Origin of the sequence: Ochrobactrum chromiisoli, from assembly GCF_026241335.1 — a bacterium.
In the GTDB taxonomy this organism is placed as follows: Bacteria; Pseudomonadota; Alphaproteobacteria; order Rhizobiales; family Rhizobiaceae; genus Brucella; species Brucella chromiisoli.
In genome coordinates this window covers 380,881-404,368 of sequence record NZ_JAPHAV010000002.1, presented here as the reverse complement: position 1 = coordinate 404,368, position 23,488 = coordinate 380,881, and the positions used below count along the sequence as shown (strand labels likewise).

Sequence of the window (23,488 nt, the reverse complement as noted above, 5' to 3'; positions counted from 1 at the left end):
GAGGGAACGGAGCGGTACTCTATCGCTCCGTTTGAGATAAAATTTCCGGTTCTTCCTGTTGGAATTGTTTATCAGCAAAAGAACAGGAAATGGCTTTTGAGTGCCGGAATGATGATGAGAACTCTGTTCCCATTCAATCATTTTTCAAGAACATTATGCATGATCATAAAAAGCGCTGCGGGAACGTGGCGCTTTTTTATTTTTGTTCTAACTTACTGAAATTTAGGCAAAAAAAGAGCCGGACTAAAAAGTCCGGCTAAGTTATGAAGGTGCCATAAAGGCAAACCTCCAGAGGGGAACACTTACCGCGCGCAATGGGAGGAGGCGCAAGCGGTAAGCACCTGTCATATGGACCCGTTGACACTATTCTTCAAGCCCTAAATGACGAAATTTTTGACCATTTCGGAAAATTCTGAAACTTTTTGATTGTTCAACAATTTTTAGACGATGATTGGTCAATATTAGTGGCCATTTCTGCCACGAGAGTGCTCCAAATCGAAACAATCACCTGTTCCATCGCCGGTACGGTTGCGACTCATAAATTGCGCCCAAAAGTTCTGGCAAGGATTTTCAGCACTTCATGTCTGCAAGATATATCGTAAGCACATTGGCATCAATGCGAATGAAGAATCCGGATCACACTCAAGTCATGAACAGAGGCCGTGTAGAGATCATCTGGCGCGCTGGCTGCGTTTTTATCGATCATTTCGCATCTGTAAAAGCCATAGTTTTTAGTCTTTTCAAGAGCTTATTCAGGCTCCCTCAAACTAGGCAGAATGTGATCATTCTCTTATTGTTGACTCTATAAGCTTTTGAAATGGTTAGAATAATTCTAAAACATTCCTATGTGGGTCAAGTTCATTTTGCTTGCAGTACTGATGGCATGGATATAAAAAGATGACAAATAAAGGAAGGCTTCTGCCGGTTTTAAGAGAGTTAATTGAGGGGCAGGTTGACAACTCTGTCTTTTGGATAAATTTGAATGCTCGTACCATTTCTCATTATGTTCCGCGAAGGCGTGGAAGCAGCGCTGATCGTTGGTATCATCGCAAGCTACCTGCATCAGACAGGGCGCAGCGCATGGATGCCCGTTGTCTGGATCGGTGTCCTGCTGGCAATCGCTTTATCGCTGGCTGTCGGCGCAATTCTCCAGCTTATCAGCGCAGAATTCCCGCAAAAGGCACAGGAGCTTTTTGAGGCTATCATTGGGCTTATTGCTGTTTTCGTGCTGACTTCCATGGTTTTCTGGATGCGCAAGGCTGCCCGTTCCATCAAGGCTGAGCTGCATCATTCAATCGATGCAGCTTTTGAAACGCCGACACATAAGGGCTTCGGTCTTATTCTGATGGTGTTTTTTGCTGTGGCGCGCGAAGGGCTTGAATCTGTCTTCTTTCTGCTTGCTGCATTCCAGCAGAGCGAAGGCGGCGAAGCGCCGCTTGGTGCGCTGTTGGGTGTGGTTCTGGCAGCGTTTGTTGGCTACGGCATTTACCGTGGTGGCCTCAAACTCAATTTGCGGCGCTTTTTCCGCTGGACCGGTGTTTTCATCCTGGTCATTGCAGCGGGCATTCTGGCTAACTCCGTCATGGCGCTTCATGAAGCCGGCATCTGGAACCACTTCCAGACGGTCGTATTCGATATGAGCGAAATCCTGCCACTTGATAGCACCCTTGGCTCGGTTCTGGCCGGTATCTTTGGCTATATCGCGACACCGACGATCAGCGAAGTGGTTGCCTATGTCGGGTTCCTTGTGCCTGCGCTCATAATTTTCCTGATGCCGCCTTCCGCACCTGCGCAAAGTGCTGCCGCCAAGAACGCAGCTTAATCGAAGAGATTTTTTATGACCCAGCCGAAAAGCCCGAAATCCACTGCACCATTCTCGCGCAACCTTGCGCGCTTGGTGCTGGTGCTGGCCATTGTTCTGGTGTTGGCGGCGGGTGCTGCTTTCTATTACGCCTCGCGCGTTTCAGATAAATCGCGCCATGCAGATGGCGATGGCAAAGTGCAGATCGTGGTCAATGCGAAAAGCTGCGATCCAAATGAGTTGACAGTTCCTGCAGGGCGCACGGTTTTTGAAATCGTCAACAAGTCGGACCGCTCGGTTGAGTGGGAAATTCTTGATGGTGTCATGGTGCTCGAAGAGCGGGAGAATATCGCGCCGGGCTTCAAACAAACACTGTCAGCGAAGCTTTCGCCGGGCGAATATCAGATTACTTGTGGCCTTCTTTCCAACCCGCGCGGCAAGCTGATCGTAACGCCATCGGCAAGCAGCGAAGCTGAAAAAGGCAAGTTGCCGTTGACGGCATTCCTCGGTGCACTGGCTGAGTATCAGATTTATCTTGCAACCGAAGTTGTCGAATTCCAGAAGGCCGTTGCAACGCTTTCCGATGCCATTTCTAACGGCAATATCGAAGCTGCACAGGCCGCTTATGCACCAGCACGCGAGGCTTACGCACGTATCGCTCCAGTTTCAGAAGCTTTCTCTGATCTTGATACGGCAATCAATGCGCGCGCTGATTTCTTTGAAAAGCGTGAGCAGGACCCAGCCTTTGGTGGCCTGCATCGTATCGAATATGGACTGTTTGAACAAAAATCGCTGGAAGGTTTGCAGCCCGTTGCCAATAAATTGGTAGAAGACGCGGCTGGCCTGAAGGATCGCATTCGTGCGCTGCGTATTTCGCCTGACCGAATGCTGGCGGGCACGTCATCGGCGCTCAATCGCTTTGCGTCCACCGCTGGGGATGCAGGCGATGATCGTTACGCACATACAGATTTGCAGGTATTTGCAGGCCTTGTTGAAGGCGCCGCCAAGACAGCGGACGTGTTGCGTCCGATCGTCGTCAAAGTCGATCCCAAGGCATTTGAAGGGATTGATGCTCAGGTGTCTGTCGTGAAGGCGCTGCTTAGCGCTCAGAATGGCAAGGCATATAACACGCTTTCCAGTGATGAGAAGGCGAAAATCAAGGACGGCGCGATGGCTCTCGCCGACCAGTTTTCAAAACTCCGCGATCAACTTGGAGTGGATTAATGTCCAAGAAATTTTTCAAGAACGAGAATGTTAAAAAAGACAGCGTAGCATCGCCAGAACGCCGTGCAATTTTACTCGGTGCCGGTGCTACGGGGGTTGCAAGCGTGCTTGCATCGCAAGTGGCTCATGCACGCTCTTCCAACAATTCACTTTCTTCAGAGAGCGTAACCAACGCGCCTGAAAGCGACAAGTTGCAGGAGAGCCAGCCGTTTTATGGTATGCATCAGCCCGGCATTGTGACGCCGCGTCCAGCAACTGGTCTTGTCGCCTCGTTCGATGTTCTGGCGCGTGACCGCGCAGACCTTGAACGCATGTTCAAGCTTTTAACAGAGCGCGCAGCCTTTCTCATGAAGGGGGGCAAGCCACCAGTGCTTGATCCGAAATTCCCGCCTGCTGATTCCGGCATTCTCGGGCCAACGGTTACACCAGATAACCTCACGATCACCGTGGGCTTGGGGAATTCGCTCTTTGATGATCGTTTTGGGCTGAAGCCGTTCAAGCCAAAGCACTTGCAGCGCATGACGGGCTTTCCCAATGACGCCTTGCAAAAAGATCTCTGCCATGGCGATCTGGTAATCCAGTTCTGCTCGAACACCGCAGACACCAACATCCATGCGCTGCGCGATATCATGAAGAACATGCCTGATCTTCTGATGGTCCGCTGGAAACAGGAAGGCTCTGTTCCTGTGCAGCCGCCGCATTCTCCAAAAGCCAAGGAAAGCGCGCGCAATTTCCTCGGTTTCCGCGATGGTTCTGCCAATCCCGATGCCGCTGACAAAACGCTTATGGATCGCATTGTCTGGATACAACCCGATAAAGGTGAGCCGGAATGGGCGGCAAATGGCAGCTATATGGCGGTGCGTATCATTCGCAACTTTGTCGAGCGCTGGGATCGCACCCCGTTGCAGGAGCAACAGACTATTTTCGGGCGCGAAAAAGATAGCGGTGCACCGTTTGATGGTAAAACCGAAGCTGATGTGCCTGATTATTCAAAAGACCCAGAGGGTAAGGTTACGCCGATGGATGCGCATATTCGGCTGGCCAATCCACGCGATGCCAATGCCGAACAACATCTTATTTTGCGCCGTCCGTTCAACTATTCCAATGGTGTTACGAAGTCTGGCCAGCTTGATATGGGGCTGCTGTTCATTGCTTATCAGGCTGATTTGGAAATGGGCTTTATCACTGTTCAGAAGCGCCTCGATGGTGAACCTCTGGAAGAGTATATCAAGCCGATCGGCGGCGGTTATTTCTTCACGCTACCCGGCGTGAAAAATCAGGATGACTTTTACGCACGCGCACTCCTGCAGGCGAGTGGGCCGCAGAATGCGCGTGGGTGAAGGTCTTATCACCACGGAGAGGTAAATATGAAATATCGTCTGCCATTGCTCGCGTCGGCTTGTGTCGTCGCTCTGTCTCTCAGCTTTGGTGCTGCAAAGGCCGAAGTTTCCCCACTCGATCTCGTTCAGCCAATCGCTGACTATAAGATTTACGTTCAGGATAATCTTGATGTGCTCGTGAAGGACACAAAGGCTTTCACCGACGCAATCAAGGCTGGCGATCTGGCTAAGGCGAAAGAGCTTTATCCATCCTCGCGCGTTTCCTATGAAAAGATCGAACCGATTGCAGAGCTTTTTGCCGATCTTGATGCGTCAATTGACAGCCGCGCTGATGATCATGAAGATGCGGAAAAGTCGGACGATTTTACCGGTTTCCATCGTCTGGAATATGGCTTGTTCGCGCAAAACTCAACCGAAGGCTTGGCGCCAATCGCGGATAAGCTCTACGCAGATGTTGTTGAGCTTCAGAAGCGCATCAAGGACATGACCTTCCCTCCTGAAAAGGTTGTCGGTGGCGCCGCAGCCTTGATGGAAGAAGTCGCTGCAACCAAGATTTCAGGTGAAGAAGACCGTTATAGCCATACGGACATCTGGGATTTCCAGGCCAATGTTGATGGTTCCCAGAAAATCGTTGAACTGTTCCGTCCGTTGATCGAAAAAGAAAATCCTGAGCTTTTGAAAAAGTCGGATGCAAACTTCAAAACTGTCAACGACATTCTTGCGAAATACAAGAAGGGCGATGGCTACGAATTATACGACAAGCTGACTGAGGAAGATCGCAAAGTTATGGCTGGCGCCATTACCACGCTTGCAGAAGACCTTTCGACCTTGCGCGGGACGCTTGGCCTGAACTAAGGCTTTCGTGCTGCACGGAAAATGGCGGGCATTGCCCGCCATTTTTATTTATATGTCATGCGGACAAGCGCAGCTTGATTTCCGCATTGAGTAGAATGCGGCTTTCGGCCGGAATGCTCAACTGGCTTTCCGTGGTTTCCCCGAGTGTGCGAAACAAAAGCTCCATCGCCAGTCGTCCGATTTCGTTATAGTCCTGCGCAACTGTGGTTAGTGGCGGACAAGTGTATTCAGACAGCGGATTGTTGTCGTGGCCGGCAACACGAATATTACAGTCATTCAACCTGCCGACCTTTATGCCGGCTTGCCAGAGGGCAGAGATAACTCCAAAGGCAATACGGTCATTTGCACAGAGGATCGTGCTGGTTGGAAACTTGCCTTTTTCCCGCAGAAAACGTGACGCTTGTTCAAAGGCATATTGCTCGAAATCCCAGCTGCGGCTTTGTTCCAGCTCGATCGTCCTTGGTGTAAATCCAAGTTTTTCCATCGCCGTGCAATAGGCTTCCTGTCGTTTGATGGCATTGTTGTTGACGAGCGGCATAGAAAAATAACATGGCTCGCTTCCTGAACGGCACAGATAGTCGACAATCAGATGAAATGATTTCGAATTGTCCGTGCCAACGAAAGGTGAGGTGCTATCGAGCGGAGAGTCTACATAAACAATCGGCACATCCTCGGAGAGACGTGTGAGGGTGGAATGATGCGATTGCTCGCCGAGAGGGGCAATGATGGCTCCAGCTACATTGAGGGATCGCAACGTCTCAATGGCTTCTTTTTCCAACTCAGGTTTGCCGTCCGAAGATAGCACGATTGCCAGATATCCGTGCCGCTCCGCAAGTGTTTGTAGCCTTCGGGTCATTGCCATGTAGAAGTGATCAAGCTGGTTAGGAATGATAATTCCTAAAATTGTCGTGCGTCGTCTATTAAGGTTCACTGCGAAAAGATTTGGCCTGAACCCGGATACCTTTATCGCAGTTTCAATCCGTATACGGGTTTGCGGGCGCACTGAATCCGGGTCGTTAAAATACTTGGAAACTGTCGGACGGGACAGTCCTACGAACTCGGAGAAGTCTTCCATGGTGCGGATATTTTTGCGCACGTTCATTGTCCTGTCCGCCATTCTCTGTTCCACATTTGTTGAGTTTACTGGAACATTACGTTTGCTTGCTTAGGGATGATGCGTTCTTTTTAAGCGGTGTTCTGAACGCGCCTAACACCCAATTATCCGCATAAAGAATATAGTAATCAATATTTTAGTGCGTATGGTCTTATATCGCTCTTCCTGCCAGCAAGATGAAATCAAAGTGTCAAAGGTCAATCGAAACGTCAAGCGGACAATTGACTTTACGCCGATTGATGCAGTGAACTGAGAGATGTGCTAGACTTTATTTTAGAGGAGATCACTATTGAGTGTGATAAAAAAATCCATAGCAATAATTTTCAAAAGCCGGAGTCCGTTTGACTTAAAATGCAAATGAAAACCATGCTTGACAAAGAATGGATCGACGAGCGATAAATTTTACACATGTAAGAAATTTGCTATGCTTTCGTAAAGGAGGAGACGAGATGCGAAACAAATTTTATATAGCGGGGCTTATTGCCTCGGTGGCAGGTGGCGTGATTATGGCGAGTACGGCGAGTGCCGAAGAGTTGACCATAGCGACAGTCAACAATGCTGACATGATAATAATGCAGAAGCTTTCGTCGGAGTGGGAAAAGGAAACCGGCAACAAGCTTAACTGGGTGGTTTTAGAAGAAAATGTTTTGCGCCAGCGCGTCACCACTGACATTGCAACCAAGAGCGGTCAATTCGACATTATGACGATTGGCGGCTATGAGGCTCCAATCTGGGGGAAGGCTGGATGGTTGCTCGAAGTTGATGATCTGGGCGACGATTACGATTATGACGATCTGATCAAGCCTGTGCGAGCAGGTCTCACGGTCGATGACAAGCTTTATGCGGTCCCATTTTATGCGGAAAGCTCGTTCACCCTTTATCGTAAAGATCTGTTTGATGCTGCCGGCCTTACCATGCCGGGCGAGCCGACTTACGAGCAAATCAAAGAATTCGCCACCAAGCTGACTGACAAGTCGAAAGAGCAATATGGTCTTTGCCTGCGCGGTAAGCCGGGCTGGGGCGAAAATATGGCCTATCTCGGTACGCTCGTGAATACCTATGGTGGTCGTTGGTTTGATGAGCAGTGGAAACCACAGATCAATTCCGATGAATGGAAGAAGGCGATCAACTTCTACGTCGATCTGATGAAGGAAGCGGGACCTCCCGGAATTACCTCGAACGGCTTTAATGAAAATCAGGCTTTGTTCTCGACTGGTCATTGCGCTATGTGGATTGATGCTACCTCAGCAGCCGGTCGTATCTATGACAAAACGCAGAGCCAAGTTGCGGATAAGGTCGCTTTCACAAAGGCACCTGTCGAAGTAACGCCGAATGGTTCTGCGTGGGCCTGGTCGTGGAACCTCGCAATTCCTGCTTCGACAAGCAAAGCGGAAGCCGCAAAGTCATTCTTGAAATGGGCAACGTCGAAAGACTATGTTGATCTGGTTGGCGAGAAAGAGGGTTGGGTTGCCGTTCCTCCGGGCACGCGCCAGTCGACTTACGCCAATGAGAACTATAAAAAGGCAGCACCTTTTGCTGAAACAGTTCTCAAGGCGATCGAGTCTGCTGATCCGACCAAGCCAACCAAGGACCCGGTTCCTTATACTGGAATCCAGTTCGTAGCGATCCCTGAATTCCAGGCGATCGGCACGATTGTCGGCCAGGCGATTTCGTCAGCTGTTGCCGGCCAGCAGAGCGTGGATGCAGCTCTTGATGGCGCGCAGCGTCAGGCAGAGCAGATCATGACACAGGCCGGTTACATCAAATAAACTGGTACATGCCAAAGACCTGCTGCCCAATTATTAAAACAGGGCAGCAGGCAGAATTTTTCGCAAGCGTCTTATTGGAGTGAGAGCCGTGCGGAAAGGGAGGGTCGTTTATGCCATCTAGCAACGTTGCCGTTGTTGGCACCAAGTCTCGTTTTGCATCCAGATCACGCCGTAGCATTCGTACGGGGCCTTTGCTTGCACCAGCTGTTATCGTGCTGCTACTCTGGATGATCGTGCCATTGGCGATGACGCTATGGTTTTCGTTTCAATATTACAATCTGATTAATCCATTCGTGACCGGCTTTGCTGGGGTCTCGAATTATTCGTTTCTTCTTTCCGACCCCGGTTTATGGTCTGCAATTGCCAAAACACTGATCCTACTTGGATCTGTGCTGGCAATATCCATCATATTTGGTGTCCTGTTTGCCGTTATTTTCGATCAGGATTTCTTCGGCAAGAACATCGCGCGCCTTCTGGTTATAGCGCCGTTTTTCGTCATGCCGACCGTGTCTGCATTGATTTGGAAAAACTTGCTGATGCATCCGGTTAACGGCTTTTTTGCTTTCATCTCGCGTAGCTTCGGCTTGCCCGTTATCGACTGGTTCTCACAGTTTCCAATGACGTCAGTCATTATGATTGTTTCCTGGCAATGGGTACCCTTTGCCACGCTGATTTTGATGACAGCCATGCAGTCGCTGGATCGCGAGCAGATGGAAGCCGCACGCCTTGATGGCGCAAAGGGGTTGGCGATGTTTTATTACATCATCCTGCCGCATCTTCTGCGTCCGATCTCGGTTGTCATCATGATTGAGACGATTTTCCTTCTGTCGATTTTCGCAGAAATTCTTGTCACCACCTCGGGCGGCCCGGGCATTGCCACCACAACGCTCACCTACTTCATCTATCTTAAAGCGCTTCTGCAATGGGACATTGGCGGTGCATCGGCGGCAGGTGTTATCGCTATCGTCCTTGCCAATATCGTCGCATTTTTCCTCATTCGCACCGTAGCGCGCAACCTGGATAATTAGGAGACGGAGATGGCGACGAAACGTAAACTCAACAAAGCCACGGTCTCCGCCGGTGTTATTGGCTGGGCTGTCGCGCTCTTGATGTTCTTTCCGATATTTTGGATGTTGCTGGCAGCCTTCAAAACGGAAATTGATGCGGTAGCACCACCAAAGTTGTTCTTTTCGCCTACCCTTGAAAATTTTGAAGCGGTCAATCAACGTGCGAACTATTTCCGTTATGCGATGAATAGCGTGATTGAAAGCCTGGGAGCGACCCTTCTTTCACTTATCATTGCCGTACCAGCGGCCTACGCGGCGGCGTTCTTTCCTGGAAAGCGTACCAAGGATCTTCTTCTTTGGATGCTTTCAACCAAGATGCTTCCAGCCGTAGGCGTGCTTGTTCCGATTTATCTTCTCGCACGCGATAGTGGGCTTTTGGATACACGCACAGGCCTGATTATCATCTTCACACTTTCCAATCTGCCGATTGTCGTCTGGATGCTCTATTCCTTCTTCAAAGAAGTGCCTCATGAAATTCTTGAGGCGAGCCGAATGGATGGTGCGAAGGTCGGACAGCAAATTCGTTATCTGTTGCTGCCGCTCAGCCTACCCGGCATCGCATCAACAGCACTTCTTTCAATCATTCTTTGCTGGAACGAAGCATTTTGGAGCCTCAATCTGACGGCTTCACAAGCAGCGCCGCTGACTGCTTTCATCGCATCTTTCTCATCGCCTGAAGGTCTTTTCTGGGCAAAACTCTCGGCGGCTTCCACGCTCGCTATCGCGCCAATTCTTGTCTTTGGTTGGATGACGCAGCGCCAGCTGGTGCGCGGTCTTACTTTCGGTGCCGTGAAATAAAGGGAACGCAATGGCTACGCTGTCTTTTCATAATGCAACCAAATCCTACGGCAATGTCGATGTCATCAAAGGCGTTGATTTGAATATCGAAGACCGTGAGTTTGTTGTTTTTGTTGGTCCGTCCGGTTCGGGAAAATCAACGCTTCTGCGTATGATTGCAGGACTGGAAGAGATCACTGGCGGGGATCTGACGATTGATGGCCAACAATGCAATGATGTGCCCCCCGACGAGCGCGGTCTGGCAATGGTTTTCCAGACATATGCTCTTTATCCGCATATGAACGTGCGAGACAATATGGGTTTCGCACTCAAGCTTGCAGGGGTAACCAAGACAGAACGTGACCGCAAAGTCGAAGAAATAGCCAATACACTCCAGCTTGATAAGCTTCTTGACCGCAAGCCGCGCCAACTTTCCGGTGGTCAGCGACAGCGTGTTGCCATTGGCCGCGCTATGGTGCGAGAGCCGAAGATCTTTCTCTTCGATGAACCTCTCTCTAATCTTGATGCAGCCCTGCGCGTGCAGATGCGCATCGAACTCGCGCGCCTGCATGACCGCCTGAAGGCAACCATGATTTATGTGACGCATGATCAGGTTGAGGCGATGACACTCGCTGATAAAATCGTCGTGCTGCGCGATGGTAGGATTGAGCAGGTTGGTTCACCGCTTGAGCTTTATCACCATCCCGTCAATCGCTTTGTAGCGGGCTTTATCGGCTCTCCAACCATGAATTTCGTCAATGTTAAGGTCAAGTCCGTATCTGATCATGGTGTTACTGTCGAGCTCAGCACCGGTAAAAGCATAACAGTTCCAGTTATGGCAGAAGGCGCCGATGTTGGCGAAGTGCTGGTTCTCGGAGTTCGCCCTGAACACCTTCACCCGATAAGCGATGGCATTCTCGATGGAGAAATCATGGTGGTGGAGCGTCTGGGTGGCGAAACTTATCTTTATGTCCAAAATTCAGCAGCAAAAGATTTGATCGTTGCCGAAGCAGGTGGCGGTAGTACTGCTCGTACGCATGAAGCCGCCAATCTTGGCTTTAATCCTGCCGATGCGCATCTCTTCAAATCTGATGGTCTGGCACTTGAACGCCGCGAACGTCACCCGCTTTTACTGTCTGAAAAGAAGACGCATCGTTGATTTTATTGAAATAGCTCCTCGGAGAACTCCTTATGAGACTAGAAAACAAGGTTGCCCTTATAACTGGTGCCGCGCGCGGTATTGGTCTTGGCTTTGCTGAAGCCTATGCGCGGGAAGGTGCAAAGGTCGTCATCGCCGACATCAATATCGAACGCGCAGACGAAGCGGCGCGTAGCCTCGGCAGCGCGGTAAAAGCGGTCAAACTGGATGTGACCAACCTTGCAGACATTGAAAAGGTCGTGTCCGAGATCGACAAGGAATATGGCGGTATTGATATTCTGGTAAACAATGCAGCAATTTTCGATATGGCACCGATCAACGCCATTACCGAAGAAAGCTATGACCGTGTTCTCGGGATCAATCTGAAAGGCCCCCTTTTCATGATGAAAGCGGTATCGAATGTCATGATCGCGCGTGGTCGCGGAGGCAAGATCATCAATATGGCCAGTCAGGCAGGACGCCGAGGCGAAGGGCTCGTTACGCTCTATTGCCTCTCAAAGGCGGCAATTATTTCTGCCACACAGTCCGCAGCACTGGCACTTGTCAAACACAATATTCAGGTCAACGCTATCGCGCCTGGCGTTGTGGATGGTGAGCATTGGGATGTGGTCGATGCAAATTTTGCAAAGTGGGAAGGTCTAAAGCCGGGCGAAAAGAAAGCTTCTGTAGCGAAGTCCGTACCAATTGGCCGCTTTGCAACCCCAGAGGACATTACGGGGATGGCGGTTTTCCTGGCGTCTTCCGAAAGTGATTACATCCTCGCCCAGACATTTGGTGTCGATGGCGGAAACTGGATGGCTTGAGCCATTTTTAGGTGCATACATGAAGGCCATTTATTTTACGGGGCATGGTGCCGCGGAGCTTGCCGAGCTCGATGACCCGCAACTCAAACCTGGCCATGCGTTGATTGACGTCAGGGCCTCTGGCTTATGTCACACGGATATCGACGTGCTGCATGGTCGCTACGGCACAAGTGCGTTTCCGCTTGTGCCGGGTCATGAATATGCCGGTGTCGTGTTAGCGGTCGCAGAAGACGTAAAGAATGTGAAGCCTGGCGACCGCGTGGCGGTTGACCCGAATATTCCCTGTGGCCACTGTCACGCCTGCCGCAAGGGACTAACCAACTTGTGCGCTGGCCTCAAAGCTTATGGTGTCACGCATAATGGTGGTTTTGCAGACAAAAGTCTCGTAGATGTGCGGCATCTTCATCCAATTGGCAATTTGCCTTTCGATGTGGCGGCACTTGCCGAGCCGCTGGCTTGCGTTCTGAATGGCCTTGGCGCGGCTAAGCTGAAAGCAGGTCCGCAAGGATCTGAAACGGCTTTGGTGTTCGGCGCAGGGCCGATCGGTCTGTTGCTTGCGCTGTCTCTTAAAGCGCAAGGTGTTGAGAAAGTCGCAGTTGCGGACATCAACGAGCATCGTCTGGCCTTTACCGAAAGCCTTGGTCTTGAGCCTATTATTTCCGGCTCAACAGAGCTTGACGCGCGTAAGAAGAGCTTTGATTTTGTGGCTGACGCTACGGGCATTGCGAAAGTCGCAGAAGGCATGGTCAGCTTTACGGCAGATGGTGGTACGGTGCTGATTTTCGGTGTTTGCGCACCCGATACGCGCATATCGGTGGCGCCATTCGAAATATTCCGCCGCCAGATCCGCATTGCCGGTTCGCATTCGCTTAATCGCAATATTCCGCAAGCGCTCGAAATTCTTCAAAAAGACAATTGCGAAATGGCACGTCTTGTTTCGCATCGCTTACCGATTGAGGAAATGCTGCCTTTCTTCACAAAGCAAGGTGGTGATCCTGCTACGATGAAAGTTCAGTTCGTTCCGGCTTGATTTCAGGAGGAAGTTTTCATGACCAAACTTACGCGCGTCGCTTTGCCAGGTTTCACCAAGGTTCAAAAACCGGGTTACGATCTTACAGCGTTAAAGCCCGGAATCGTGCATTTTGGCGTCGGTAATTTTCATCGCGCGCATCAGGCTGTTTATCTTGATGACTTGTTTGGTCTGGGGCTTGATCATGACTGGGCTTTGGTCGGTGCCGGCGTTCGTGTCAGCGATGATGCCATGCGCGACACGCTGAAAGCGCAAGACTGGCTAACGACCGTTGTTGAACAGGAAGCTGATTATTCCGGCGCGCGCATTACAGCGTCGATGATCGATTACGTGACCATATCGACTGACGAGGGCCGAGACGCGCTGATAGCCTATCTTACCTCACCGGATATTCGCATCGTTTCGATGACGATCACCGAAGGCGGCTATTATATCGATCCGGCAAGCCAGCATTTTGATCCAACACATCCGGATATTGTTTATGACAGCATTCACACGGACAAGCCGAATACGGTCTTCGGCCTCATCGTACAGGCGCTGAAGCTGCGCAAGGCAGCCGAAATTGAGCCGTTCACCGTCATGTCCTGTGATAATATTCCGGGCAATGGCCACGTTGCTGAAGATGCCGTCGTGGGGCTTGCCAAGCTCAGCGATCCAGACTTTGCTGACTGGATTGCAACCAATGTGGCTTTCCCCAATTCAATGGTTGATCGCATCACGCCTGCGACGAGCGCACGCGAACGCGATATCGTGCTAAAAGCATTTGACGTCGAGGATGGTTGGCCAGTCTTCTGCGAGGGCTTCAAGCAATGGGTGGTGGAAGACAAATTCCCTACTGGGCGCCCGCAGTTGCATAAAGTTGGCGTCACTTTTTCCGATCAGGTTGACGCTTATGAGCTGATGAAAATCCGTATTCTCAATGGCGGACATGCAGCGATTGCCTATCCGGGCGGGCTTCTCGACATCCATTTTGTTCATGAAGCGATGGAAAATCCACTGATCCGGCAATATCTGGAAAAGCTCACCAAGGAAGAAATCATTCCCGAAGTGCCCCCGGTTCCAAATACTGTTCTCGAAGACTACCGCCTGCTTATCGACAAGCGCTTTGCCAATCCGAAGATAGGCGACACAATCCGCCGCCTGTGTCTTGATGGCTCTAACCGTCAGCCGAAATTTATTTTACCGACAGTTTCAGACCGTCTGACCAAAGGTCATTCGGTTACCGGCCTTGCACTGGTGTCTGCTCTTTGGTGCCGCTACTGTTATGGAACAACGGATAGCGGTGCGATCATCGAACCCAATGATCCGTCATGGGATCGTCTGTTAAAGCAGGCTGCGCTTGCCAAGGATGAACCTAAACGCTTCCTTGAAATGACCGATATTTTCGGCGCGTTAGCAAGCGATCCGGCCTATATCAGCGCCTTCTCGGCAGCGCTCAAGCGTATCTGGCAGGATGGTGCAGCCAAAACACTCGAACGCTATCTGGCAAACCAAGCTTTCTAATTTTTATTACAATGCGCCCGGATAGACTCTAACCGGGCGATTGTCTTTGACCGACTCCATAACCACAAAAGTGGACGTGCTTGCCACATTCGGCAGGCTGGAAATCTTTTCGCCCAGCACCTCGCGGTAACGCCGGATGTTGGGCGTTCGCACTTTCAACAGATAGTCGAATGAACTTGCAATCATGTGGCATTCTTCAACTTCACGTATTTTGCGCACGGCAACATTGAAGGCGGTAAGTGCGCTCTCGCGTGTGTCCGATAGTTTGACCGTCGTGAAAGCAATATGATCAAGGCCAAGTTTTTCGGGATCAATGGCTGCGCGAAACCCGATAATATAGCCTTCATCGACCAGCCGTTTGACACGTGCCTGACATGGTGTCTTTGACAGGCCGACTTTTTTTGACAACTCGGTCATGGCAATGCGACCGTCGTCGCTCAAGACCTCAAGAATGCGTCGATCGAACTGATCCAGATCGTCTACAGAATCTATTTTTCGCATTCATTTTGCCTCTTTTCGTTATAATAATAAGACTGAATTTCCTTCATATGGATCAAATGAAGACAGAATGCAATTTGCGCCGATGATAGTGTGCGATCACATAAAAGCATAGTTAAACTGGGCGAGAGCCTGTTGTTGCGAGCATTGCACCATGACTGATAAACTATCCGCTCATACCACTCCTGTTTTCCAGAGCTTCGCGCCGCCAATCCGCGAGCAGACACCTTTGCGCAGGGCCATCACCGATGCCTATCGCCGGCCTGAGGCTGAATGCGTGTCTGCGCTGGTTCAGCAAGCAACGCTACCTGAAGAAACGACCAAGCAGATCAAAGCGACCGCGCGCAAGCTGATCGAAGCGCTGCGCGCCAAGCACAAGGGCACAGGCGTTGAAGGTCTGGTGCATGAATATTCACTGTCGAGCCAGGAAGGCGTGGCACTGATGTGCCTTGCCGAAGCGCTGCTGCGTATTCCGGATATGGCAACGCGTGACGCCCTGATCCGCGACAAGATTTCAAACGGCGATTGGAAGTCGCATGTTGGCGGTGGTCGTTCGCTGTTCGTCAATGCTGCGACATGGGGCCTTGTTGTCACCGGAAAGCTTACCAACACCGTCAATGATAGCGGTCTTTCGGCAGCTCTCACACGCCTGATCGCCCGTTGTGGCGAGCCAGTCATCCGTCGCGGCGTGGATATGGCCATGCGCATGATGGGCGAACAGTTTGTGACTGGTGAAACTATTGATGAAGCACTGAAGCGCGCAAAAACGCTGGAAGAACGCGGATTCCGTTATTCCTATGACATGCTCGGTGAAGCTGCCACGACTGCGGCCGACGCAGAACGTTATTACAAGGATTACGAGACTGCGATCCACGCGATCGGTCGCGCTTCCGCAGGTCGCGGCATTTATGATGGTCCCGGCATTTCGATCAAGCTTTCAGCACTGCACCCGCGTTATGCGCGCGCGCAGAGCGAACGCGTCATGGGCGAGTTACTCCCAAAGGTGAAGGCGCTCGCAGCCCTTTCCAAGAAGTACAATATCGGCCTCAACATCGATGCTGAAGAAGCAGACCGTCTTGAGCTTTCGCTCGATCTTCTACAGAGCCTGATTGAAGACCCTGATCTGGCTGATTGGGAAGGCATCGGCTTCGTGGTGCAGGCCTATGGCAAGCGCTGCCCGTTTGTGCTTGATTTCATTATCGATCTTGCTCGCCGCAACAATCGTCGCGTCATGGTTCGTCTCGTCAAGGGCGCGTACTGGGATGCCGAAATCAAGCGCGCGCAGGTTGATGGCCTGGAAGATTTCCCAGTTTACACCCGCAAGGTTCATACTGACGTTTCATACATTGCCTGCGCACGCAAATTGCTTGGCGCCCGTGATGTGATCTTCCCACAGTTTGCAACACATAATGCGCAGACGCTTGCCACGATCTATCATCTGGCAGGCCCGGATTTCCAAACCGGCTCTTATGAATTCCAGTGCCTGCATGGCATGGGCGAGCCGCTTTATGACGAAGTTGTCGGTGCATCGAAGCTGGGGCGTCCAGCTCGCATTTATGCGCCGGTTGGTACGCATGAAACGCTGCTGGCCTATCTGGTCCGTCGTCTGCTCGAAAATGGTGCGAACTCGTCTTTCGTTAATCGCATTGGCGACAAGAGTGTGTCGGTTGATGAACTGATTGCCGATCCTGCGGAAGTCGTTCGTTCGATGGCCGTGATCGGAGCGCATCATGACCAAATCAGCTTGCCACAAGACCTTTATGGCATTCGCAAAAACTCGGCAGGTTTCGACCTTTCCAATGAAGAGCAGCTGGCGGAACTGAGCGAAACGCTCAAAGCCAATGCTACGCGCGTCTGGACTGCGGAACCGCAGGTTGCTGGTGCAAAAATTAAGGGTGAAAGCCGCCCGGTTTTGAACCCCGGCGATCATGCGGATGTCGTGGGTACGGTTACGGAAATCGCCGCCGACGATGTTGCGCAAGCAATGAAAGCGGCTGAGAAGGCAGTTGCAAGCTGGTCCAAAGTTTCGCCCGCTGATCGTGCGGCCTGTCTTGATCGCGCGAGCGACATCATGCAGCGTGAAATGCCGGAACTGCTTGGTTTGATTATGCGTGAAGCTGGCAAGTCCATGCCAAACGCGATTGCAGAAGTACGCGAAGCCATCGACTTCCTGCGTTACTATGCCGAACAGACCCGCCGCACGCTAGGCGTTGCGCACAAGCCGCTTGGTCCAATTGTTTGTATCAGCCCGTGGAACTTCCCGCTGGCAATCTTCACCGGACAGATTGCGGCAGCCCTTGTTGCCGGCAATCCGGTTCTGGCAAAGCCTGCTGAAGAAACCCCGCTCATCGCAGCGCAGGGCGTTCGCATTCTGCACGAAGCTGGCATTCCAGTTGATGCTTTGCAACTTTTGCCGGGTGATGGTCGCATTGGTGCAGCCCTTGTTGCAGCACAGGAAACCTGTGGCGTGATGTTCACCGGCTCGACAGAAGTTGCTCGTCTCATTCAGGCGCAACTTGCCTTGCGCCTGCTGCCAAATGGCAAGCCGATCCCGCTGATTGCGGAAACAGGCGGCCAGAATGCCATGATCGTGGATTCGTCCGCTCTTGCCGAACAGGTTGTGTTCGACGTGATCGCTTCAGCTTTCGACAGCGCCGGTCAGCGTTGTTCGGCTCTGCGCGTTCTCTGCCTGCAGGAAGATGTTGCGGACCGCATTCTGACCATGCTCAAGGGTGCGCTCAAGGAATTATCGATTGGGCGCACCGACAAGCTGAAAGTGGATATTGGCGCTGTCATCACGGCGGAAGCCAAGGACATCATCGAAAAGCACGTTCAGACAATGCGCGATATGGGCCGCAAGGTGGAGCAGCTTCCGCTTGGGCCGGAAACGGACAAGGGCACCTTCGTTGCCCCGACCATCGTTGAAATCGACAGTCTGCGCGATCTGAAGCGTGAAGTGTTTGGCCCGGTTCTGCATGTGGTGCGCTACAAGCGTGATGACATGGATCGTTTGATCGATGACATCAACGCAACCGGCTATGGCCTGACATTTGGTCTGCATACACGTCTTGATGAAACTATCGCTCACGTTTCTGATCGCATCCGCGTTGGCAACGTCTATATCAACCGCAACGTTATCGGTGCGATTGTGGGCGTCCAGCCTTTCGGTGGCCGTGGTCTGTCCGGCACGGGCCCGAAGGCTGGCGGTCCTCTCTATCTCGGTCGCCTTGTTGAAACAGCGCCAATCCCGCCGCGCATGGCTTCGGTTCATACCGATGCCGCGCTCAACGATTTCGCAAAGTGGCTTGGCAATCGCGGCATGAACGAACTGGCGCAGGCCGCTCGTGAAACCGGCAGTGCTTCTGCACTCGGTTTGAATATCGAGCTTCCGGGCCCGGTTGGTGAACGCAACCTCTATGCGCTTCATGCGCGTGGCCGCATTCTTCTGGCTCCGCGGACCGAATCCGGCCTTTATCGTCAGCTGACCGCAGCACTGGCTACAGGCAATGAGGCTGTCATCGATGAGACTTCGGGCTTGCGCAATGTTCTGAAAGACTTGCCTGCAAGCGTCGCTGCGCGTGTTGTCTGGACCAAAGACTGGCAGTCGGATGCGCCTTTTGCAGGAGCACTTGTTGAAGGAGAGGGCGAACGCCTGATCGACATTAACAAGAAGCTGGCAGCATTGCCCGGACCATTGGTTTTGACACAGGCAGCAAACACTGTACAGCTTGCGCAAAATGCAGATTGCTACTGCCTGAGCTGGCTGCTTGAAGAGGTTTCGAGCTCCATCAACACAACAGCCGCAGGCGGCAATGCGAGCCTGATGGCGATTGGTTGACAGCATATTTTGATCACGCGCAAGAGGCGGCCTTCGGGCCGCCTTTTTGTTTAAAATAACAGTAGATGGCTTGTTAGAATGGAATTATTGGATTGTTTTTATAATTTTCAGAATAAAATTTACAAACGACATTGACACAGTGGTTTAAAAGGCAAAGACTGTACACAGGCTTGCAAAAAGCTACAGCGTGGAGGCGCTGCATAACAAGTGGAGTTAGAGCGCAGATCTGATGCAATCATATCGAACGCGCTCTAAAGGGAGGAATATGATGCGTTCGGCACTTATGGTTGCGGCGTTTGCCGCTGGCGTTTCTTCATTTGCATTTCCGGCTCTTGCTTCGGGCAATCTTAACCTCATCTGTTCGGCAGATGTGGTTATCTGTGAGCTGATGAAGAACACATTTGAAAAAGACACCGGTATCAAGGTGAATATGGTTCGCCTGTCTTCCGGGGAAACCTATGCCAAGGTGCGTGCTGAGGCGCGCAATCCGAAGACCGATATCTGGTGGGCCGGCACCGGTGATCCGCATTTACAGGCTGCTTCTGAAGGTCTGACGCTTGAATATAAATCGCCAAAGCTCGACGAATTACAGGATTGGGCAAAGAAACAGGCGGAAAGCTCTGGTTTTCGTACCGTTGGCGTTTATGCCGGTGCGCTCGGCTGGGGCTATAATACCGAACTTCTGAGCAAGAAGGGCCTGAAAGAGCCACTTTGCTGGGCCGACCTGCTTGATCCGTCCTATAAGGGCGAAATCCAGATGGCCAATCCGAACTCTTCCGGCACGGCCTATACTGCGCTGGCCACGCTTGTTCAGTTGATGGGCGAGGATAAAGCTTTTGATTATATGGCAAAGCTCAATGCCAATGTTTCGCAATACACCAAGTCGGGTTCAGCGCCCGTAAAGTCGGCTGCGCGTGGTGAAAATGGGATCGGCATTGTGTTCATGCATGATGCGGTTGCGATGACTGCCGAAGGTTTCCCGATCAAATCCATCGCGCCGTGTGAAGGCACGGGCTATGAAATCGGCTCCATGTCGATCATAAAGGGTGCCAGAAATCTCGACAATGCCAAGAAATGGTATGACTGGGCGCTGAGCGCCGAAGTGCAGTCGAAGATGAAGGATGCAAAATCCTTCCAGCTTCCATCGAACAAGAACGCCGAAGTTCCAAAAGAGTCGCCGCGCTTCGAGGATATCAAGCTCATCGACTATGATTTCAAAACCTATGGTGAGCCAGCCAAGCGTAAGGAAATTCTGGACCGCTGGGACAAGGAAATTGGTGCAAAGGCCAATTAAGGCATAGCTGCACTCTCCGTTATAGCGCTCTCGCCATTATGCTGGCGGGAGGCGGATAATTGCATCCACTTTGCGGCAATGCCCGAAGCAGGAAAGCGGATAAATCATGAAACAGCATAATCGCAGGCTTGATGTGGTTCTGGCGCTGGCTTTGGTCGCGTTCCTCATTCTGCCATGGTATCGCGTCGAACAAGGCTTCTTTTCCTTTAGCTGGGTAGAAGGATTATTCAGCGAAGCTGATCTCGCTCCAGCTATTCTCCAGATTTTTGCATATAATCGGTTGTGGCTCGCTGTTCTTGCTGTGCTGATGCTGGTGTGTGCTTTTGCGCGTTTTGCAGTGCCTGCTGAAAGGCGCACAATGGTTTTGATCGTTGCCAGTCTGCTTGGTGTCGGTTTTCTGGCCATTCAGGGATTGGCAATCGGCTTTACTGGCTGGAACTGGGCCATAAGTGAAAACCTGTTGGGCCCGCTTGCTGAAGGACAACCAGCTTTTGGCGCGGGTGCCGTGCTGACTGGCCTATGCTTTCTTCTGATTTTTTCGTTCAGTCTTGCTGAACGTGGGGTGATGAAAGGCGACGCATTTGTTGTCTCCTCCATCACCTTGCTGGTCGCACTTGTCAGCGTCTTCGTGTTTTATCCGATTTTCAGCATGTTCAGCGCGTCCGTGCAGGATTTTGACGGATCATTCAATCCGGATGGCTTCATTGCCAATATTCAGGATTCTTCAATTTGGAGCCTTGCCTGTGTGATTGGTGAAGGCCGTTGTGGTGTTGCATGGCGCACGCTCTGGCTGGCATTGATGACCGCGTCCGGGGCAACTCTTCTGGGGCTGGCTTTCGCGCTTGTTGCAACGCGCACGGGCTTTCCGTTCAAGAAAGGGCTGCGTATTCTCACGGTACTGCCGATCATTACGCCACCCTTTGTTATTGGTCTGGCGTTGATCCTGCTTTTCGGTCGCGCTGGCGTGGTGACGGAACAGATTTCCAACCTGTTTGGTGTTGAGCCTGGCCGCTGGCTTTATGGTCTTACAGGGATATGGATCGCGCAGGTGCTATCCTTCACGCCGATCACTTTTCTGGTTCTGATTGGTGTGGTCGAAGGCGTGTCACCTTCCATGGAAGAGGCATCGCAAACCTTGCGTGCTGATCGCTGGCGCACCTTTAACAGAGTGTCGTTGCCATTGATGGCGCCGGGCCTTGCCAATGCGTTTCTGATTTCCTTCATCGAAAGCATGGCCGATTTCGGCAATCCGATGGTTCTGGGTGGCAGCCACGGCGTGCTTTCGACCGAGATATTCTTTGCCGTAGTGGGTGCGCAAAACGATCCATCGCGTGCTGCTGTTCTGGCGATTGTGCTGCTCTGCTTCACGCTGTCTGCCTTCCTCATTCAGCGTCTGTGGCTGTCCGGCAAAAACTTTGCAACCGTTACCGGCAAGGGCGATTCCGGCATGCATGCGGGCTTGCCACGTGGGTTGAAGATCGGCGTCTATGCCCTTGTTATTCCATGGATGGTCTTCACGGTCGTTGTGTACCTGATGATCCTGATTGGCGGATTCGTGCGCACGTGGGGTCTCGATAATTCGTTGACATTCGATCATTATCGTCGTGCTTTTTCGGTTGCATGGACGGATAGCGGATTTGCATGGACGGGTGTTGCGTGGAACTCGTTCTGGACGACGATGGAAATATCGCTGATCTCGGCACCGCTTACCGCCGCAGTCGGTCTGCTCACTGCCTATCTGATCGTGCGACAACGCTTCTTTGGGCGCAACGTGTTTGAGTTTGCACTGATGCTGAGTTTTGCCATTCCGGGTACGGTCATTGGTGTCAGCTACATCATGGCCTTCAACCTGCCGCCGCTTGAAATGACCGGCACGGCGCTGATCCTGATTGCCTGCTTCGTGTTCCGCAATATGCCGGTTGGCGTGCGCGGTGGTATCGCGGCCATGAGCCAGCTCGACAAAAGCCTTGATGAAGCATCGCTCACGCTGCGTGCAGGCAGTTTCCGCACCATCCGTAAGGTGATCCTGCCGCTTCTACGTCCGGCGATTACTGCGGCTCTGGTCTATTCCTTCGTGCGTGCGATCACATCAATCAGTGCCGTGATCTTCCTTGTTTCGGCGGAATACAACATGGCGACCTCTTATATCGTCGGTCTCGTCGAAAATGGCGAATTCGGTGTGGCGATCGCTTATTCATCAGCCTTGATCGTCGTGATGGTTGTGGTCATCGCAACCTTCCAGCTTCTTGTCGGCGAGCGCCGGTTGCGGCGTGAAAACCGTGTTGCCACGCTTAAGCCGATCAAAACCGTTCAACAGGAGAAAGCCGTATGACCACGATCCGTCCCGGCTCCGTGACCTTTCAAAACATAACCAAGAAGTTCGGCAACTTTACCGCTTTGCCCGATCTGTCGCTGACGGTTGAACCCGGTACGCTTGTCACGCTGCTTGGCCCTTCGGGTTGCGGTAAAACCACGACCCTGCGCCTTCTGGCAGGGCTGGAGCATCCGACATCGGGCCGCATTCTGATCGGTGGCAAGGATGTAACCATGCTACCCGCCAATGAGCGGGATGTGTCCATGGTGTTTCAGTCCTATGCGCTGTTTCCACACATGAGTTCGCTCGATAACGTCGCTTACGGACTTGAATCTTCCGGATTAAAGAAGAAGGAGGCGCGTGAGCGGGCCGAGGAAGGGCTGAAGCTCGTTGGCCTTGCCGGTATGGGGCATCGCCTTCCGGCCGAGCTTTCAGGCGGGCAGCAACAGCGTGTGGCCGTGGCCCGCGCGCTGGTGCTGGAGCCGCAGGTGCTGCTGCTTGATGAGCCGCTTTCCAATCTTGATGCGCGTCTGCGCCGCCGCGTGAGAACTGAAATCAGGGAACTCCAGCAACGGCTTGGTTTTACAGCAGTTTATGTCACCCATGATCAGGACGAAGCTTTGGCTGTGTCCGATACAATTATTGTCATGAAAGACGGCGATATAGCGCAGCAAGGCAGTCCGCGGGATCTTTATGAGTCTCCCGCATCTGCCTTCATCGCAGACTTCATGGGCGAGGCCAACGTCGTGCCCTGTGAAGTCGTCAGCGCAGAAAATGGAGAAGCTGTCATTCGTATTGGGAAACTCAGTCATCGCCTTGCATCGTCACATGCAAGGCTGGGACCAGCACAGCTGGCGGTTCGCCCAAATGCGGTGAGCCTGCAAGCTCAGAGCGGCGGAGATTTCCCGGGACGCGTCGCGCATTCCGCCTATCTCGGTGATCATATCGAATATGAAATCGAGACCGAACACGGCAAGCTTTTCATCGTCGATCCGGCTGTGGAAGAAGCGCTTCCGCCACAAACGGAGGTGGCGATCCATTTCAAGCCGCGCGGCCTTGCCATCATCAATCAGTAGGCGCATGAACCATGCGCCTTTATTCC

Annotated in this window: 17 protein-coding genes; 15 read left to right on the top strand and 2 right to left on the bottom strand. The window is 52.0% G+C overall.

The window, feature by feature from the left end:
* Positions 1-982: 982 nt before the first annotated feature.
* Genes efeU through efeO (OPR82_RS08695) form a run of 4 tightly spaced genes read left to right on the top strand, consistent with a single transcriptional unit; the run spans position 983 to position 5,220 of the window.
* Complete coding sequence (gene efeU / locus OPR82_RS08710) at positions 983-1,822, top strand: iron uptake transporter permease EfeU (protein WP_265984330.1); 840 nt, start codon at positions 983-985, stop codon at positions 1,820-1,822.
* A gap of 15 nt (positions 1,823-1,837) precedes the next feature.
* The gene (gene efeO / locus OPR82_RS08705) at positions 1,838-3,025 is read left to right on the top strand and encodes an iron uptake system protein EfeO (protein WP_265984329.1); all 1,188 of its coding nucleotides are present in this window, start codon (positions 1,838-1,840) and stop codon (positions 3,023-3,025) included.
* The gene (gene efeB, locus OPR82_RS08700; RefSeq protein ID WP_265984328.1) at positions 3,025-4,365 is read left to right on the top strand and encodes an iron uptake transporter deferrochelatase/peroxidase subunit; all 1,341 of its coding nucleotides are present in this window, start codon (positions 3,025-3,027) and stop codon (positions 4,363-4,365) included. The genes efeO (OPR82_RS08705) and efeB overlap by 1 nt, the downstream gene beginning before the upstream one ends.
* A gap of 27 nt (positions 4,366-4,392) precedes the next feature.
* On the top strand, positions 4,393-5,220 hold the full coding sequence (efeO, locus tag OPR82_RS08695) for an iron uptake system protein EfeO (protein WP_265984326.1): 828 nt from the start codon (positions 4,393-4,395) through the stop codon (positions 5,218-5,220).
* Positions 5,221-5,275: 55 nt separating this feature from the next.
* On the opposite strand, the gene OPR82_RS08690 is transcribed toward efeO (OPR82_RS08695), so the two are convergent.
* The gene (locus OPR82_RS08690; protein WP_265984485.1) at positions 5,276-6,295 is read right to left on the bottom strand and encodes a LacI family DNA-binding transcriptional regulator; all 1,020 of its coding nucleotides are present in this window, start codon (positions 6,293-6,295) and stop codon (positions 5,276-5,278) included.
* Between the two features lie 488 nt (positions 6,296-6,783).
* On the opposite strand from OPR82_RS08690, the gene OPR82_RS08685 reads away from it, so the two are divergent.
* The 7 genes from OPR82_RS08685 (at position 6,784) to OPR82_RS08655 (ending at position 14,442) form a co-directional block, all read left to right on the top strand.
* Positions 6,784-8,103, top strand: coding sequence for an ABC transporter substrate-binding protein (locus OPR82_RS08685; RefSeq protein WP_265984323.1), 1,320 nt, complete (start codon positions 6,784-6,786; stop codon positions 8,101-8,103).
* A 110-nt stretch (positions 8,104-8,213) separates the two neighbouring features.
* Entirely contained in the window at positions 8,214-9,131 is a 918-nt protein-coding gene (locus OPR82_RS08680; RefSeq protein ID WP_265984320.1) for a carbohydrate ABC transporter permease, read from the top strand.
* Between the two features lie 9 nt (positions 9,132-9,140).
* Positions 9,141-9,968, top strand: coding sequence for a carbohydrate ABC transporter permease (locus OPR82_RS08675; RefSeq protein ID WP_265984318.1), 828 nt, complete (start codon positions 9,141-9,143; stop codon positions 9,966-9,968).
* 10 nt (positions 9,969-9,978) lie between these two features.
* On the top strand, positions 9,979-11,106 hold the full coding sequence (locus tag OPR82_RS08670; RefSeq protein WP_265984317.1) for an ABC transporter ATP-binding protein: 1,128 nt from the start codon (positions 9,979-9,981) through the stop codon (positions 11,104-11,106).
* Positions 11,107-11,138: 32 nt separating this feature from the next.
* Complete coding sequence (locus tag OPR82_RS08665) at positions 11,139-11,909, top strand: L-iditol 2-dehydrogenase (RefSeq protein ID WP_265984316.1); 771 nt, start codon at positions 11,139-11,141, stop codon at positions 11,907-11,909.
* Between the two features lie 19 nt (positions 11,910-11,928).
* Positions 11,929-12,939: a zinc-dependent alcohol dehydrogenase family protein gene (locus OPR82_RS08660; RefSeq protein ID WP_265984315.1), complete on the top strand. Its 1,011-nt coding sequence runs from the start codon at positions 11,929-11,931 to the stop codon at positions 12,937-12,939.
* An 18-nt stretch (positions 12,940-12,957) separates the two neighbouring features.
* Positions 12,958-14,442 carry a mannitol dehydrogenase family protein gene (locus tag OPR82_RS08655; protein ID WP_265984314.1) on the top strand — a complete coding sequence of 495 codons (1,485 nt, stop codon included), beginning with the start codon at positions 12,958-12,960 and terminating at the stop codon, positions 14,440-14,442.
* Positions 14,443-14,448: 6 nt separating this feature from the next.
* Here OPR82_RS08655 and OPR82_RS08650 read toward each other — a convergent pair whose 3' ends face one another.
* Complete coding sequence (locus OPR82_RS08650) at positions 14,449-14,943, bottom strand: Lrp/AsnC family transcriptional regulator (protein WP_265984313.1); 495 nt, start codon at positions 14,941-14,943, stop codon at positions 14,449-14,451.
* A gap of 151 nt (positions 14,944-15,094) precedes the next feature.
* Between OPR82_RS08650 and putA the strand changes: the two genes are divergently transcribed.
* The 4 genes from putA (at position 15,095) to OPR82_RS08630 (ending at position 23,462) form a co-directional block, all read left to right on the top strand.
* Positions 15,095-18,778, top strand: coding sequence for a trifunctional transcriptional regulator/proline dehydrogenase/L-glutamate gamma-semialdehyde dehydrogenase (putA, locus tag OPR82_RS08645; RefSeq protein ID WP_265984312.1), 3,684 nt, complete (start codon positions 15,095-15,097; stop codon positions 18,776-18,778).
* Between the two features lie 268 nt (positions 18,779-19,046).
* Positions 19,047-20,072 carry an ABC transporter substrate-binding protein gene (locus tag OPR82_RS08640; protein ID WP_265984311.1) on the top strand — a complete coding sequence of 342 codons (1,026 nt, stop codon included), beginning with the start codon at positions 19,047-19,049 and terminating at the stop codon, positions 20,070-20,072.
* Between the two features lie 106 nt (positions 20,073-20,178).
* Complete coding sequence (locus tag OPR82_RS08635) at positions 20,179-22,404, top strand: ABC transporter permease (RefSeq protein WP_265984310.1); 2,226 nt, start codon at positions 20,179-20,181, stop codon at positions 22,402-22,404.
* Entirely contained in the window at positions 22,401-23,462 is a 1,062-nt protein-coding gene (locus OPR82_RS08630; protein WP_265984309.1) for an ABC transporter ATP-binding protein, read from the top strand. Before OPR82_RS08635 ends, OPR82_RS08630 begins: the two co-directional genes overlap by 4 nt.
* Positions 23,463-23,488 lie beyond the last annotated feature (26 nt).

What these genes read in the sequence shown, in the direction of transcription:
- OPR82_RS08630 (WP_265984309.1), top strand. Translation starts at nt 22,401, where the DNA reads ATGACCACGATCCGTCCCGGCTCCGTGACCTTTCAAAACATAACCAAG.
- OPR82_RS08640 (WP_265984311.1), top strand. Translation starts at nt 19,047, where the DNA reads ATGCGTTCGGCACTTATGGTTGCGGCGTTTGCCGCTGGCGTTTCTTCA.
- putA (WP_265984312.1), top strand. Translation starts at nt 15,095, where the DNA reads ATGACTGATAAACTATCCGCTCATACCACTCCTGTTTTCCAGAGCTTC.
- efeB (WP_265984328.1), top strand. Translation starts at nt 3,025, where the DNA reads ATGTCCAAGAAATTTTTCAAGAACGAGAATGTTAAAAAAGACAGCGTA.
- OPR82_RS08650 (WP_265984313.1), bottom strand. Translation starts at nt 14,943, where the DNA reads ATGCGAAAAATAGATTCTGTAGACGATCTGGATCAGTTCGATCGACGC.
- OPR82_RS08665 (WP_265984316.1), top strand. Translation starts at nt 11,139, where the DNA reads ATGAGACTAGAAAACAAGGTTGCCCTTATAACTGGTGCCGCGCGCGGT.
- OPR82_RS08660 (WP_265984315.1), top strand. Translation starts at nt 11,929, where the DNA reads ATGAAGGCCATTTATTTTACGGGGCATGGTGCCGCGGAGCTTGCCGAG.
- OPR82_RS08655 (WP_265984314.1), top strand. Translation starts at nt 12,958, where the DNA reads ATGACCAAACTTACGCGCGTCGCTTTGCCAGGTTTCACCAAGGTTCAA.
- OPR82_RS08685 (WP_265984323.1), top strand. Translation starts at nt 6,784, where the DNA reads ATGCGAAACAAATTTTATATAGCGGGGCTTATTGCCTCGGTGGCAGGT.
- efeO (WP_265984326.1), top strand. Translation starts at nt 4,393, where the DNA reads ATGAAATATCGTCTGCCATTGCTCGCGTCGGCTTGTGTCGTCGCTCTG.
- efeO (WP_265984329.1), top strand. Translation starts at nt 1,838, where the DNA reads ATGACCCAGCCGAAAAGCCCGAAATCCACTGCACCATTCTCGCGCAAC.
- OPR82_RS08670 (WP_265984317.1), top strand. Translation starts at nt 9,979, where the DNA reads ATGGCTACGCTGTCTTTTCATAATGCAACCAAATCCTACGGCAATGTC.
- OPR82_RS08680 (WP_265984320.1), top strand. Translation starts at nt 8,214, where the DNA reads ATGCCATCTAGCAACGTTGCCGTTGTTGGCACCAAGTCTCGTTTTGCA.
- OPR82_RS08675 (WP_265984318.1), top strand. Translation starts at nt 9,141, where the DNA reads ATGGCGACGAAACGTAAACTCAACAAAGCCACGGTCTCCGCCGGTGTT.
- efeU (WP_265984330.1), top strand. Translation starts at nt 983, where the DNA reads ATGCTCGTACCATTTCTCATTATGTTCCGCGAAGGCGTGGAAGCAGCG.
- OPR82_RS08635 (WP_265984310.1), top strand. Translation starts at nt 20,179, where the DNA reads ATGAAACAGCATAATCGCAGGCTTGATGTGGTTCTGGCGCTGGCTTTG.
- OPR82_RS08690 (WP_265984485.1), bottom strand. Translation starts at nt 6,295, where the DNA reads ATGGAAGACTTCTCCGAGTTCGTAGGACTGTCCCGTCCGACAGTTTCC.